Raw genomic sequence first — 15,036 nt, 5'->3', positions numbered from 1 at the left:
CTGCCAAACTTTTTTCATAAATTAACCAATTGGTTCAATATAATCGACTAATAATTGGACGTTTCGATTTCCACGAAACTCATTAATTTCTAACTTATAAGCAAATTTTGCCTGCTTAATCGACAAATCGGGATAATACCGAGTATCGATATTAAACGCAATGGCATCTAATAATGGACCACCATTTTTAGGCTCTACAAGCATTTTTAAGTGATTTTGATTTTGCCCGATCGCGCGTTGCTCAAAAATTTTAAATTCACCATCAAAAACAGGCTCAGGAAAAGCTTGTCCCCAAGGCCCGCCAGATTTTATCACTTTTGCTGTTTCAATACTAAATTCATTTGATTGAAGTTCGCCATCCGTCCAAATCACACCTTGTAATTGATCTTCATTTAACCAATCTTGCACCGTTTGATTAAAAATCTTTTGAAAATCAGGGAAAAAGCTTTCTTTAATGCTTAATCCTGCAGCCATGGCATGACCGCCAAATTTTAAAATCATATCAGGATGTTGGGAATGAATACGCTCTAATACATCGCGCATATGCAAGCCTTCAATTGAACGCGCCGAACCTTTTAAAATGCCTTCTTGATCTTGTGCAAAAGCAATAACGGGTCGATGATATTGATCTTTGATTCGAGAAGCTACAATGCCTAATACGCCTTGATGCCAATCTGGCTGAAATAAGGCTATCCCCATCGGTAATTCATCAGAAAGTGCAGTTAGATTTCGGCAAATTTCTAAGGCCTCTAACTTCATGCCTTGCTCAATTTCTTTTCGAGCCTGATTTAAACTGTCTAAATCCAAGGCTTGAGCTCTTGCTTCTTGCATACTTTCTGCAAGTAATAACTCCACACCGACAGACATATTATCTAATCGACCCGCTGCATTTAAACGGGGTGCAATCGCAAAGCCCAAATCAGCCGAGCAAAGTTTTTCGACTTCTCGATTAGCCACTTCAGCGAGAGCAATAATTCCTGGTCGACAACGTTTCGCACGAATTCTCATCAACCCTTGATGGGCTAAAATGCGGTTATTTTGATCAAGGGGAACGACATCTGCAATTGTACCGAGCGCGACTAAATCCAGTAGCTCAGTAAAATTAGGTTGTGTTTCTGCCGTAAAAATGCCCAACTCGCGAAATTTGGCACGTAAAGCGAGCATTAAATAGAATGCTACGCCTACGCCGGCTAAACATTTTGAGGGGAAATCACATTGTTGCAAATTTGGATTAACAATGGCATCTGCATTCGGCAATATTTCTGGTGGCAAGTGATGATCGGTAATTAACACCTTCACCCCCTGCTCTTTTAAATACGCCACGCCCTCAAAAGACGATACCCCGTTATCCACCGTCATCAATAACTGCACACCTTTTTCCATTGCCATCTCAGCAACAGGTACACTCAAACCATAGCCTTGCTCAAAACGATTTGGCACTAGGTATTCCACATCAGTAAAGCCAAGCATACATAAAGCTAACACTGAAAGCGCCGTACTGGTTGCCCCATCAGCATCAAAATCGCCGACGATAACAATCTTTTGTTGCTGTTGATAAGTATCAACCAATAAATTCACGGCTTGTTGAATACCGTATAATTGATTGGGATTTAGCATTGATTGCAAAGTGCGGTCTAATTCTTGACTATTTTTTATATGACGAGAACGATAGAGACGATCGAGTAATGTATTATCTGAAACAGGATTTCCGCCAGGAATTTCACGACGTTTAATGAGTTTTTTCACGGTGTTTCGTTATTTAAAATTACATTAAAGGAACATTCGATATGTACTTTGATGACATGAATATTTTAAGGGCGCATACAATACGCCCTCACTACTAATAATTATTGTGCTGATTCTTGTAACACAGCTAATAAATCTTGAGGCTTTAAATACCCGCCAAGCATTTCACCTGTTGAAGTCACAATACTTGGCGTACCTTTCACTCCAAGTTGTACACCTAAATCATAGTGTTTTTTTACAATATTAGGGGTTTTCAATTCTTTCGGTAAGTTACCTTTTTCTGCTTCATTCAATGCAAATACAGGATCTTTTGCCGTCCAAATTGCTTCCATTTGACGAGCGGTTTCATTCATTCCACCACGTGGGAATGCAAGATAACGAACAGTAATACCTAAATCATTATATTCTTTCAGTTGTTGATGAAGAATATGGCAATAATGACAAGTGATATCCATGAATACAGTCACAACATATTTTTCATTTTTTGCAGGATAAATGATCATTTCGTTTTTTAACGCATTCACTTTATCCGCTAAAAACTTACCCGCTACATCAACCGGGCCTTTATTTGTTAATTCATACATTTTGCCTTGCAAAACATATTGACCATTTTCGCTCACATATAAAATGCCTTGATCAGTCACGGCTGTTTTAAGGCCTTTTACCGGTGAATCTTTCACTTCAATATTTTTTGCACCTAACGCCTGTAACTTCGATTTAATCTCAGCATCACTCGCCATAGCTGTGGCTGAAACAGTGATTAAAAGTGCGGTTAATAATTTCTTCATTTTTATTCCTAAATATATCTAAACAACGAAGAGTAGAATTATAAATGGATCGATAATTTGTGCAAGCTAAACTACCCAAAAAACTGAAAATGACTTATACTTCTACCGTTTATAGAGGTTTATTTATTATGTTTGAAATCAATCCAATCAAAAACAAAATCACCGAACTTTCCGAGCGCACTTCTGTGCTTCGGGGGTATCTTTGACTTTGACGCAAAAGTTGAGCGTTTAGAAGAAGTGAATGCCGAATTAGAACAACCCGATATATGGAACGAACCTGAAAAAGCTCAAGCGCTTGGGAAAGAGCGCGTTTCACTTGAACAAGTAGTTGATACCATCAAGAATTTAGAACAAGGTTTAGAAGATGTTGAAGGACTACTTGAATTAGCAGTTGAAGCGGAAGATGAAGAGACCTTCAATGAAGCCGTTGCTGAATTAAATGAGCTTGAACAACAACTCGCAAAATTAGAATTCAGACGCATGTTTAGCGGTGAACACGATGCGTGTGATTGTTATGTCGATTTACAAGCTGGATCTGGTGGTACAGAAGCACAAGACTGGACGGAAATGTTACTTCGCATGTACCTTCGTTGGGCTGAAAGTAAAGGCTTTAAAACAGAATTAATGGAAGTCTCGGATGGCGATGTCGCAGGTTTAAAATCAGCGACGATTCGTGTCAGTGGCGAATATGCTTTCGGTTGGTTACGTACGGAAACCGGTATTCATCGTTTAGTACGCAAAAGTCCATTCGACTCTAATAACCGTCGCCATACATCATTTTCAGCGGCTTTCGTTTACCCTGAAATTGATGATGATATTGATATTGAAATCAATCCGGCTGATTTACGTATTGACGTTTATCGTGCATCTGGTGCGGGAGGTCAGCACGTCAATAAAACTGAAAGTGCGGTGCGTATTACTCACATGCCAAGTGGGATTGTCGTGCAATGTCAAAACGATCGTTCTCAACACAAAAATAAAGATCAAGCCATGAAGCAGTTAAAAGCGAAATTGTATGAGCTTGAGTTACAAAAGAAAAATGCAGACAAACAAGCGATGGAAGATAATAAATCTGATATCGGTTGGGGTAGCCAAATTCGTTCTTATGTGTTAGATGATGCACGTATTAAGGATCTCCGCACAGGCGTTGAAAATCGTAATACACAAGCCGTACTGGATGGCGATCTCGATCGCTTTATTGAAGCAAGCTTGAAAGCGGGACTTTAATCATATCCTTTATACAACAAGTGCGGTCAATTTTAACCGCACTTTTTTATTACACTTCTTCTTTTTCTTTCACTTTATTCTTGCCTAGCACCGTATCTTTCATCACCGTGAGCAATTCTTTTTGCACATGAGAAAGCTTTGGTTTTTCCGACTTTTCAAATGCCAGTGGGCGACAAAACTCCATAGCCTTAATGCCCAATCGAGCCGTCAATAATCCCACGCCGATCCCCTGTGCTGCTCGTGCAGAAAGCTTCGCGGTAATATCTTGTGAAAGCCAATCCATGCCTAAATCCTGCACAATCTCCGTTGCACCAGCAAAAGCAAGATTCACGAACACCATTCTGAGCAAACGAAGACGAGTAAAATATCCTAGCTCAATCCCATAAATCGCTGCAATTTTATTGATTAAACGAATATTGCGCCACGCAATAAAAAACATATCAATAAGGGCTAAAGGACTGATTGCCACAATCACTGCGGATTCTGCTGCCATTTTAGTAATCAGTTTTTTCGCTTTTTTATCAAAAGACTGTAACACTGTCTTACTAAATAAATAGGTAACTTCACGAGCTGAATAACTTTCATTCAACTGTTTTTCCCATTGGACTATTGCGGGATGTTGCGAATCCAATTTTAAGGTATAGGCAATCGATAAACACAAGGCTCTTCCTTTCTCGCTATCCTGTTCAGAAAAAACTTGATGATTTTTAACCGCACTTTCACCTATTAATCGCTGACTTTGTTCTTGTAAATTCAAACGCTTTTTGAGTTTCACCAAACGTCGCCATTCTGCGATGATTTCAGATAAACCAAACACAACCACCACAAAACTCACCAAGGCAAAAGCAAGGTAAATCCATTGCTGATTTTGATAACTATCCCAAATCCATTGAACAGATTGCGCAACCGTTGCCCCTAAAAATAAAAGTACGGTCAATTTCAAAGCCGTTTTCCAACCACTCCATTTAGGCTTCACAATTTGCTCAAATTGCTCGTTCAACAACTCCCCTTCTAAAGGTTCATTATCGATAGTTGTTTCAACATTATAAAATTCCTGCTTAGGCAGAATTTCTTCCTCTTCGACTTGTTGGGATTGTGTGAAAATTTGTTTTGTCATTATTCTGTCCAATAAAAATAGAAACGGTATTTTACTTCGAATTTCTTTAGCAAATCTTAAATGGCTGAAATAAAAAAGCAATATTGACTAGAAAATAAAATGAGCTACTATAACCATTGTCCACAATTAGTTTATCTAATGTGTTAAGTTTTAACTGTTAACTAACTAGAAGGATCTTTTCATGAAGAAACTTATCGCCACTGCGGTGCTCTCCGCATGTTCCATGGCTTACGCCAATACCGACATTCCAAACTACAATACCGATTCTCATCTGTATGAATTTACTCAAACTTATGACTTAGTTGCACCCAAAGGTTCGCAAGGACAAGCGAATCTGTGGGTGCCTTTACCGTTTAATGGCGAGTATCAGCAGGTAAAATCTATCCATTTTGAAGGTAACTATTTGGATGCCTATGTGACAGAAAACAACAAATATGGTGCGAAAACGCTCTTTGCAACTTGGGATAAAGATGCACAAAAACGCGATTTAAAAATCACAATGGTGATTGAAACCAAAGATCGTGAACCTATGGTTAAAGGTGCATTAGAAAATTACAAGCCACCAAAAGATGTTCACTATTCTGTTGATGTACAAGAATATTTAAAACCAACTCAACATATTAAAACTGATGGTATTGTGAAACAGTTCGCCGATAAAATTGTAGGCACTGAAACTAATCCATTGAAAAAAGCAGAGTTGATTCACCAATGGATCGTCAACAATATGGAACGTGATAATTCTGTTTTGGGCTGTGGCGATGGTGATGTAGAAAAAATTCTGACCACTGGTGTGTTAAAAGGCAAATGTACTGATATTAACTCTGTTTTCGTTGCACTTGCTCGAGCCAGCGGTATTCCTGCCCGTGAAATTTTTGGTATTCGTTTAGGTGCGGCGGATAAAATGGGCAAATATTCCAAAGGTGCATTCGGTAGTGCGGACGAACATGGCGTAGCAAACGTAAGTGGTGGTCAGCACTGTCGTGCTGAATTCTATCTTGCAGGATTCGGCTGGGTACCTGTTGATTCTGCAGACGTAGCAAAAATGCGTTTAGCAGAGAAAAAATCTGTTGACGATAAGGATACACAAGCCGTTGCCAAATACTTATTCGGTAACTGGGAAGCAAACTGGGTTGGCTTTAACCATGCTCGTGACTTCGATTTATATCCGCAACCAGAACTTGCCCCACTCAATAACTTTGGCTATCCGTATGCCGAAATCGGTGGTGACCCGTTAAATTCATTTGATCCAAAAGAATTTAAATATGACTACGTCTCTAAAAAGCTCTAATAAATCTTTTTGGGTTGCGATTGCCACCGCGCTAAGTGCTGCGGTGGCATCAACCTTGTGCTGTATTGCGCCTTTAATCTATTTAGTATTTGGCGTGTCATCCACATGGTTAATTGGCTTAGGTGAATATGATTATTTACGCATTCCTATGCTTATCGTTTCATTATGCGCCTTTGCCTACGGCTTTTGGTTGCTAATGTTTTCCAAAAAAATCATTTGCAGCAAATACATTTCCCGTAAAAAGCTCATTGTTTTATATTGGATTGTCTTTATCGTGATGATTTTTTTCTTAACTTATCCAACAATTTTGCCTTGGATTTTAGAGTTAGCTAATTAGGAATAAAAATGAAGAAATTATGTACCGCACTTTTACTTTCGCTGTTTGCCATTTCTTTCGCTCATGCGAATGAAACCAAACAAATTGTGCTAAAAGTAAAAGAAATGAATTGCCAGCTTTGCGCTTACTTAGTGAATAAAGAGTTACGAAATATTGATGGCGTGATTTCCACTAAAGCCTCCATTAAAGATAGAACTGTGACTGTTGTAGAAGATCCAAAAGTTCCTGATGAGCAATTGATTAATGCAATTCATAAATTGGAATATACAGCGGAAGTGGTTAAATAAATTATACACTTATCTAAAAAGTATGAAAAATTATCTCATTTTATTTTTAAGCTTTCTTATCATTGGCTGTGCTGAAATTGTAACTAGACCACCTATAACTCAATACAACCCACAAAAACATGCAAGAATTAGAGTCATTCTCGAACGAGAAAAAGGGGAGCAACGACAATCATATACGAATTTCAAAGTAGTAGAGAATGGAAAATATAAAGAATATGGCTTTAAAGTATTTCTACTTGATGGATATGTAGCAGATAAGGAGATTATTTCTCTTGGCATGCCAAATAAACCTAAGCTTTACAAAAAATATGCAGAAAAAAGTTATCGGGAATTTATTATACCAGCTGAGAGTGAAGTAATCTTACCAAATACAAAAAGTATATATTGTGATGAGGCATGGTTTTTTAAAACTTGTTACGAACATGTAAGTTCAAGTAAGTTTGTAGCTCATGCAGGAAAAGATTATGAGATTATTAATTCATATCACGTTTATGAAATTTTAAATGAACAAGAAAGTAAAGAAATTGAAAGAAACAGTGAGAGCCTTGGCAGTCGGAGAATACCATAAAAAAATGCGGTGAAAATTCACCGCACTTTTCGTTTAGAACAATCGAATTATTTAATCACGCCACAAGCCATACGTGGACCGCCACCACCAAGTGGAGCTGGATGATCTGAGTGGTTGTCACCACCCGCGTGAATCATAATAGAGTGACCACGAACTTCATCTAATTTTTTAAGACGTGGAGCTAAAACAGGGTTAGTTGCAGTGCCATCATGTAATACAGTTAATGCAGGTAAATCACCTAAGTGTGCATCATCTTGCCATGGGTAACCGTGTTGTTTTGCACCTTTAGGATCCCAGTGACCGCCAGCCGCTAAACCTGCTGTTAATTTACCGTCTTTTTCTTTTGGATCACAGCTTGGATTTTCATGAATGTGGAAACCATGTAAACCTTCAGCTAAACCTTGTAGATTTGGTGTAAACACTAAACCATAATTTGATTCAGTAATGGTTACAGTCCCTACATCTTTGTTACCATTTGCAGGATCTAATTGTTGTACTTTTACTTCGATTGAAGGACCTGCTGGTTTTGCCATATGGTCATGTGCATTTGCCACGCCAGCAGCACAAATTCCGCTGATAGCTAATGCTAAGAGAGTTTTCATTTTCATCATAAGCTCCTTTACTTTAGAAAGACTCAAATTAATTCTACCTAAATACCAATAAAAAAATAGTATTTATATTAAATATTTGACAATTAAATTGATTTAATTTTTCTATCAATCAAATCTGTCCGCCAATAAAAACTGCAATACTGCATCCATTCTTAAATGCGGGATGCTTTCACCCTGTTGTAAAACTTGAGGTTCAAAGGAATCAAAATCAAAAGATTGTTTTGACCAGTACTCTGCATTAGGTAGTTTACTTGGTACTGTTCCCGGATAAAGCGTAATCAGTTGTTTATCTACAGAACGTACCCCTTGAATAGCTTTGATTTGTTTACCGTTTTGATTAACTAAAACTTGTTTTGTCGCTCGAATCGCAGCAATTGCCGTGTATTCTGTATCAATCCCTTCAAACTCAACATGACGACCGCCCTCTTGTACCAATTGGCGCATCAGACTAATTAAGTTTTGAATTTGATCTGTCGTGATATGATCGGCTTTTGTTGCCACAAACATGAGCTTATCAATATTCGGGGAAAACAAACGATTGAGTAAATTGCGTTTGCCATAATGGAAATTTTTGAAAAGCTGATTAAGCCCTGTTTGCATATCGATAAAGGCTTGTTGACTATGATTTAGTGGCGTTAAGCAATCCGCTAAAATTACTTGGCGATCAAAAGTAGAAAAATAATTTTCATAAAAGCCTTTCACCACCTTATTACGATAATAATCATATCTCTTATTCAACACGGCAAAATAGCTATTAGATTTCGCTTCTCTTTTCAGTTTTTGCCATTGTTCTTCCGACAAATGCAATAACGGAAAAAATTGCAAAACAGGTGCACCTTCTAATTCTCCAGGCAAGACAAATCGTCCTGGTTGAATAAATTGCATTCCTTCTGCTTTGCAAACAAGTAAATAATCGGTGTAAGATTTTGCAATCTGCGCTAAAACATCTTCATTGACGACCGCACTTAGGTCTAGCTTTTTCAATTCATCCAACCAATCTTGAGCAAACTGTTGACGAATACCTGATGTAATTTTGGCTTGTTCAAGTGACCATTGTTGAAAATCTAAATTCAGCAAAGGTAAATCCAATAGCCATTCACCAGGATAATCAAAAATATCCAAGTATAATGTGCCACGTTCTTTAAAATGGCGAAGTAAGCCAGATTGGCGTTCAAAACGAATAGCAAGACGTGTTTCACTCACGCCTCGAGTAGATTGGCACCATTGTGGAGGATTATTCATTAAATCATTGAGATTCGCTTCATAATCAAAACGTGGAATACTTAAATCCTGCTGAGGCACACGTTTTACCGCTAAAATAGATTGATTTCGGGCAGCCTCAAATAAAGGAAGATGTGTATTTTTCTCTTGATTAATATGTAACAATTGATTGATTAAGCTCGTAATAAACGCTGTTTTACCGCTTCGACTTAGCCCTGTCACAGCCAAACGTAAAGTGCGGTCAAATCCACGATTGATTATTTGATTAATTTCCCGATTAATTGATTTAAACATATCCTAAAAATCCAATAACTAGCCATTTTTGCCAAGATATTTTACAATTCACTCAATTTATCACAAAACGGTCTTTAATAATAAAGCTATGTTACGTCGAAATGTCACTTTTTGTTTTTTATTGTGTGGGTTGAGCCAAATTAATCTGGCACAAGCCGCGCCAAGCATACCCAAAATGCTGACAGAAAACGGCTTAACATACTGCACGAATGCATCGGGTTTTTCCTTTAACCCGCAAACTGCCGATGCTGGTACCAGTATGAATGTAGTAACGGAGCAAATTTATAACAAATTGTTTGATATTAAAGACCATAGTGCTGCACTTGTTCCAGTATTAGCACAATCCTATTCAATTTCATCTGATGGCAAAGAAATTCTTATTAATCTTCGTAAAGGAGTGAAATTTCATCGTACTCCGTGGTTTACACCAACTCGTGACTTTAATGCAGAAGATGTGGTCTTTTCGATTAATCGTGTTTTAGGACATGATACTTATCTGCCAACACTCTCAGATGATGTGGTAACTTATAAAAATCCACAATATAGAATCTTCCACGAGCAAGCCAAAAAGGTACACTTTCCGTATTTTGAAAGTATTAAGCTGAATCAAAAAATTAAAAGCATCACGGCAACAAACCCTTATCAGGTCAAGATTGAGCTATTTGAACCCGATGCCTCAATTCTGTCGCATCTTGCCAGTCAATATTCCATTATTTTCTCGCAAGAATATGCGTATCAATTAAGTGCCGATGATAACCTTACCCAATTGGACACTCACCCCGTTGGCACGGGCCCTTATCAAGTGAAAGATTACGTTTATAACCAATATGTTCGCTTGATACGCAATGAAGCTTATTGGGAAAAGAAAGCCAAAATTGAAAATATTATTGTGGATCTTTCTGCGGATCGCACAGGACGTTTAATTAAATTCTTTAATAATGAATGTCAAATCGCGTCTTATCCCGAAGTCAGCCAACTCGGCTTGTTAAGTGAAAAAGATGATCGCTACTATCTGCAATCTACGGATGGAATGAACTTGGCCTATTTGGCTTTCAATTTCCAAAAGCCATTAATGCAGAATAAAACTATTCGTCAAGCCATTTCGCAAAGCTTAAACCGTTTTAGAATTGTGAGAAATATTTACCACAATACAGCAACCGTAGCGAATAATATTATTCCTGATATTTCTTGGGCTTCTGCGATTAATACGCCTGATTTTTCTTATGATTATCAGCCCTCTGAAGCGGAAAAAACGTTACGTGATAAAAAACTTGTGTTAAAAATGTGGGTAATAAACGAAGAGCAAGTATATAACCCTGCACCAATTAAAATGGCAGAGCTCATCAAATGGGATTTAGCCAAAGCGGGAGTGGATGTTAAAGTGCGGTCAGTAACACGCACGTTTTTAATCGAACAATTACGCAAAGGGACTGAAGATTACGATTTAATCTTAACGGGTTGGCTTGCTGGAAATCTTGATCCTGACGGTTTTATGCGCCCGATTTTAAGTTGTGATACACAAAAGGAAATCACTAATCTATCCAATTGGTGTAACCCTGAATTCGATAATATGATGGATCGCGCACTATCCACCAATCATTTATATGAACGGTCTAAAGCGTATAACAATGCGCAAGAGCTCATTTTAAACGAATTACCTATTGTGCCAATTGCAAACGTAAAACGACTTTTAGTCGCACGTGGTAATGTAAAAGGAATTGAGATGACCCCATTTGGTAGCATCAATTTTTCTACCTTGTATTTCATGAAAAATAAGGAGAAAAAATAATGCTCTTTTCAGCAATTCGTTATGTTATTTGGGTAAGCATTTTATTATTGATTTTATCCATATTAAGTTTTGTGATTTTAATGCGAGATCCACTCAATGCTGATCTTATCACAAACAACATTTATAGTGCTTATTATCATTACCTTACATCATTGTTACAGGGCGATTTAGGGATTACCTATAACGGCGGAGAATCGTTAAAAGATTTAATTTTTACTGTATTACCACCCACATTAGAACTCTGTTTTACCGCACTTTTATTGGCTTGCATCTTAGGTATTCCTCTCGGCGTATTAAATGCGGTCTATAATCATCGTCCTTGTGCACGCGCATTGCAAAGTATCTCTAATGTTGGTTTGTCTATTCCTATTTTCTGGTTTGCCCCGATTTTACTCTATGTGGCCGCAATTCAAAGCTGGGAGATTGCAGCCATCGGGCAGTATAATTTACTCTATGAAATCAAACCTATCACAGGCTTCCCTAGCATTGACATGTGGTTTGTTGATGTCCCTTACCGAACCAAAATCATACAAAACGTTTTACAGCATTTAGCCTTACCGACATTAGTGCTTTGTATTCTGCCGACAATGGAATTTATCCGAATCATTCAGCAACGAGCTGATTATTTACTTCAACAAGAATATGCAAAAGCAGCAGTAACACGTGGATGGTCTAAATGGACGATTTTAAAACGTTACGTTTTTCGTAATACATTTCCATTATTGATTCCACAGCTTACTCGCGTATTTACCTTAGTATTAACACAATGTATGTTGGTAGAAAACGTTTTAGGTTGGCCAGGAATCGGGCGTTGGCTGATTGATGCCGTAACCCAACAAGATTACAACAGTATTTCGGCTGGTGTCGTAGTGATCGGTGTTTGCATCATCATTATTGATACCTTAGCCAAGTCGCTGATGTTTATGTTAGATCCATTTAATAAGAAGGGCTGGTATGCAAGATAGAGAACCTGATGAATTTCGTGAAAGCACCTCCCTCTTGCAAATTTGGTTGCTTTTCCGCCAAAATCGTGTGGCATTATTTAGTTTCTACTTATTTTTTATCCTGATTTTGGTCGCTCTTTTCCCGAAGCTAATCATGCCTTATAGCGAAAGCATGGAGTTTGTAGGAGAAGAATTAATGCCACCATCTTGGGTAGAAAAAGGTCGTATAGCCTTTTTCTTTGGTACGGATGATCTTGGTCGAGATGTACTCAGTCGATTAATCATGGGGACACAATACACTCTTGGTTCATCCCTTTTGGTGGTTATCGCTGTGGCAATTATTGGGGGCGCACTAGGTATTCTTGCGGGTATGTCTGACGGGATTAAAGCGCGTTTTTTAGGCCATTTTTTTGATGCTTTTTTATCTATCCCTATTTTGCTGATTGCCATTATCATTTCCACGTTAATGGAACCAAGCTTAATGAATGCGATGTTTGCTACTCTACTAGCCATTTTGCCGTATTTTGTGCATGCCATTTATCAAGCCATCCAACAAGAGCTGAAGAAAGACTATGTTCTCTTACTAAGATTAGATGGGATTTCAAACTGGGAGCTATTAAAAACCACAATTTTGCCGAATATTAGTGCCATCTATACGCAAGAAATCGCTCGCGCATTTGTGGTCGCAATTTTAGATATCACAGCACTAAGTTTTATTTCTCTTGGTGCGCAACGCCCTATGCCAGAATGGGGGGCAATGATAAAAGACTCACTGGAGTTAATTTATCTTGCGCCTTGGACTGTTTTATTACCTGGTTTTGCTATTATTTTTACCATTTTATTAAGCATTATTTTTACTAACGGATTGTGTCAAGCAATCAATAAATATTACGAGTAACCCATGGCGCTGTTAGATATTCGCAATCTTAATATTGAAATTCAAACAACAAACGGCCGCATAAAAATTGTGGACGGCGTCAATCTTTCGCTTAATGAAGGGGAAATTCTAGGGCTTGTCGGTGAATCAGGCTCCGGTAAAAGTTTAATCGCTAAAGTGATCAGTAATTCCATCAAAGAAAACTGGATTGTCACCGCTGACCGTTTTCGTTTTAATGATGTTGAATTACTAAAACTGACGCCTAATCAACGCCGAAAAATCGTTGGAAAAGAAATTTCAATGATCTTCCAAAATCCATTAAGCAGCCTCGATCCAAGTCGAAAAATTGGTAAACAGCTGATCCAAAGTATTCCAAACTGGACCTTTAAAGGTCGTTGGTGGCAATGGTTTGGTTGGAAAAAACGTCGCGCAATTGAATTACTACACCGTGTAGGGATTAAAGACCACAAAGATATTATGGCAAGTTATCCAGATGATCTCACTGAAGGTGAAGGGCAAAAAGTGATGATCGCCGTGGCAGTGGCGAATCAACCACGCCTATTAATTGCGGATGAGCCCACTAATTCTTTGGAATCTATCACAGCCTTGCAAATTTTCCGCTTGCTTTCAAGTATGAATCAAAACCAAGGTATGACAATTTTATTAGCCAGTAATGATCTTAAAAGTGTCAGCGAATGGTGTGATAGCATTTCCGTCCTTTATTGTGGGCAAAATACCGAGTCTGGTCCGACTGACCAAATATTAGAAATGCCCCATCATCCTTATACGCAAGCATTGCTTTATTCTGTTCCAGATTTTAGTCGTCCCCTAGGTTTTAAAAGCAAATTAGGGACTCTAGAAGGCACTGTGCCAATTTTAGAACAAATGCCTATTGGTTGTCGTTTAGGGCCACGTTGTCCTTTTGCTCAGCGTGAATGTATTCAAAAACCAAGCCGATATCGCATTAAACAGCATGAGTTTTCCTGCCATCATCCGATTAATCTCCGAGAACGGCAGTTTAAAGATAAAATTGCAACTTCACCGCTTACGCTTAATACTGAATCAAAAGGAAACGAATAATGCCATTATTAAAAGTGGAAAATCTCAATAAAACCTTTGATGAACCAGCCAAGCTTTTTGGCTCCGAGCAGTTTTATTCGGTAAAAGACGTCAGCTTTACGCTTAACCATAAAGAAACGCTTGCAATTATCGGGAAAAATGGCTCAGGTAAATCGACCTTAGTTAAAATGATTGCAGGGATTACTCTCCCAACTTCGGGAAAAATCTTATTTAATGATTTACCGTTACAATTTGAAGATTTTCACTATCGTGCGCAGCACATCAGAATGGTTTTCCAAGATGCTAATTCAGCGTTTAATCCGCGTCTAAATATTGGACAAGCCTTAGATGCACCACTGCGATTAATTACCGATTGGGATGAGGAGACTCGTAATGAAAAGATCTTTGAAACACTTTCGCTGGTAGGGCTTTATCCTGATTACACGAATCTGAAAATCAAACATCTTTCGGTCAGTCAAAAACAACGGATCGCCTTAGCTCGTGCACTGATTCTTCAACCTGAGATCATTATTATTGATGATGCATTGAGTGCCTTAGATGCCTCAGTGCGTATTCAATTGCTTAATCTAATTTTAGATTTGCAAGAACATTTAGGTATTTCCTATATTTATGTTGGACAAAATTTAGGGATTATCAAACATATTGCGGATCAGGTGCTAGTTATGGATGAAGGTGAAATTATCGAATCAGGTACACCAAGAGAGATTTTCACCAATCCTCAAAACAATATTACTCGCCTTCTTGTAGAAAGCCATTTTGGTCAATTGCTTGATGAAAATGCTTGGCAAACCACCACTTCCTAATTCTCTATCAAACAAGTTTGGCATAGACATCTCAAAAAAACGTCTTTAAAATTGACCGC

Annotated in this window: 15 protein-coding genes; 10 read left to right on the top strand and 5 right to left on the bottom strand. The window is 38.1% G+C overall.

The genetic code is table 11. From position 1 onward, the window contains the following. Positions 1-21 precede the first annotated feature (21 nt). The gene (recJ, locus tag DPV97_RS03755; protein WP_070714620.1) at positions 22-1,746 is read right to left on the bottom strand and encodes a single-stranded-DNA-specific exonuclease RecJ; all 1,725 of its coding nucleotides are present in this window, start codon (positions 1,744-1,746) and stop codon (positions 22-24) included. A gap of 101 nt (positions 1,747-1,847) precedes the next feature. Continuing rightward, positions 1,848-2,534 carry a bifunctional protein-disulfide isomerase/oxidoreductase DsbC gene (gene dsbC / locus DPV97_RS03750; RefSeq protein WP_070714622.1) on the bottom strand — a complete coding sequence of 229 codons (687 nt, stop codon included), beginning with the start codon at positions 2,532-2,534 and terminating at the stop codon, positions 1,848-1,850. A 128-nt stretch (positions 2,535-2,662) separates the two neighbouring features. Between dsbC and prfB the strand changes: the two genes are divergently transcribed. Continuing rightward, a protein-coding gene (gene prfB, locus DPV97_RS03745; protein WP_111382890.1) for a peptide chain release factor 2 occupies positions 2,663-3,761 on the top strand; the annotation gives its coding sequence in 2 pieces (ribosomal slippage) (positions 2,663-2,737 and positions 2,739-3,761; 1,098 coding nt in all). A gap of 49 nt (positions 3,762-3,810) precedes the next feature. On the opposite strand, the gene DPV97_RS03740 is transcribed toward prfB, so the two are convergent. Continuing rightward, the gene (locus DPV97_RS03740; protein WP_070714625.1) at positions 3,811-4,878 is read right to left on the bottom strand and encodes a TIGR01620 family protein; all 1,068 of its coding nucleotides are present in this window, start codon (positions 4,876-4,878) and stop codon (positions 3,811-3,813) included. A 181-nt stretch (positions 4,879-5,059) separates the two neighbouring features. On the opposite strand from DPV97_RS03740, the gene DPV97_RS03735 reads away from it, so the two are divergent. The 4 genes from DPV97_RS03735 to DPV97_RS03720 are packed head-to-tail and all read left to right on the top strand — an operon-like array spanning position 5,060 to position 7,358. Beyond that, on the top strand, positions 5,060-6,166 hold the full coding sequence (locus DPV97_RS03735) for a transglutaminase-like domain-containing protein (RefSeq protein WP_070714628.1): 1,107 nt from the start codon (positions 5,060-5,062) through the stop codon (positions 6,164-6,166). Next, a complete protein-coding gene (locus tag DPV97_RS03730; RefSeq protein ID WP_021034842.1) occupies positions 6,141-6,503 on the top strand; it encodes a mercuric transporter MerT family protein in 363 nt (120 codons plus the stop codon). Before DPV97_RS03735 ends, DPV97_RS03730 begins: the two co-directional genes overlap by 26 nt. Positions 6,504-6,511: 8 nt before the next feature. Continuing rightward, complete coding sequence (locus DPV97_RS03725) at positions 6,512-6,790, top strand: heavy-metal-associated domain-containing protein (RefSeq protein WP_005628994.1); 279 nt, start codon at positions 6,512-6,514, stop codon at positions 6,788-6,790. Between the two features lie 22 nt (positions 6,791-6,812). Next, entirely contained in the window at positions 6,813-7,358 is a 546-nt protein-coding gene (locus DPV97_RS03720; RefSeq protein WP_049362886.1) for a hypothetical protein, read from the top strand. Positions 7,359-7,405: 47 nt separating this feature from the next. Here the strand turns inward: DPV97_RS03720 and sodC are convergent, their stop codons facing one another. After that, on the bottom strand, positions 7,406-7,966 hold the full coding sequence (gene sodC, locus DPV97_RS03715) for a superoxide dismutase family protein (protein WP_005695896.1): 561 nt from the start codon (positions 7,964-7,966) through the stop codon (positions 7,406-7,408). Between the two features lie 108 nt (positions 7,967-8,074). Then, positions 8,075-9,484, bottom strand: coding sequence for a YcjX family GTP-binding protein (locus DPV97_RS03710; RefSeq protein WP_070714630.1), 1,410 nt, complete (start codon positions 9,482-9,484; stop codon positions 8,075-8,077). Between the two features lie 88 nt (positions 9,485-9,572). Here DPV97_RS03710 and DPV97_RS03705 point away from each other — a divergent pair, with 88 nt between their 5' ends. Genes DPV97_RS03705 through DPV97_RS03685 form a run of 5 tightly spaced genes read left to right on the top strand, consistent with a single transcriptional unit; the run spans position 9,573 to position 14,977 of the window. After that, on the top strand, positions 9,573-11,273 hold the full coding sequence (locus tag DPV97_RS03705) for an ABC transporter substrate-binding protein (RefSeq protein ID WP_070714632.1): 1,701 nt from the start codon (positions 9,573-9,575) through the stop codon (positions 11,271-11,273). Further along, a complete protein-coding gene (locus tag DPV97_RS03700; protein ID WP_070714633.1) occupies positions 11,273-12,238 on the top strand; it encodes an ABC transporter permease in 966 nt (321 codons plus the stop codon). Before DPV97_RS03705 ends, DPV97_RS03700 begins: the two co-directional genes overlap by 1 nt. Beyond that, positions 12,228-13,115 carry an ABC transporter permease subunit gene (locus DPV97_RS03695; protein ID WP_049374292.1) on the top strand — a complete coding sequence of 296 codons (888 nt, stop codon included), beginning with the start codon at positions 12,228-12,230 and terminating at the stop codon, positions 13,113-13,115. Before DPV97_RS03700 ends, DPV97_RS03695 begins: the two co-directional genes overlap by 11 nt. 3 nt (positions 13,116-13,118) lie before the next feature. Then, positions 13,119-14,174: a peptide ABC transporter ATP-binding protein gene (locus tag DPV97_RS03690; RefSeq protein WP_111382889.1), complete on the top strand. Its 1,056-nt coding sequence runs from the start codon at positions 13,119-13,121 to the stop codon at positions 14,172-14,174. Next, the gene (locus tag DPV97_RS03685; RefSeq protein ID WP_070714636.1) at positions 14,174-14,977 is read left to right on the top strand and encodes a peptide ABC transporter ATP-binding protein; all 804 of its coding nucleotides are present in this window, start codon (positions 14,174-14,176) and stop codon (positions 14,975-14,977) included. Before DPV97_RS03690 ends, DPV97_RS03685 begins: the two co-directional genes overlap by 1 nt. Positions 14,978-15,036: the final 59 nt, after the last annotated feature.

The organism is Haemophilus parainfluenzae, assembly GCF_003253005.1.
Classification (GTDB): Bacteria; Pseudomonadota; Gammaproteobacteria; order Enterobacterales; family Pasteurellaceae; genus Haemophilus_D; species Haemophilus_D parainfluenzae_M.
Note: the sequence above shows the minus strand (reverse complement) of the source record. Positions and strands in the feature narration are given on the sequence as shown.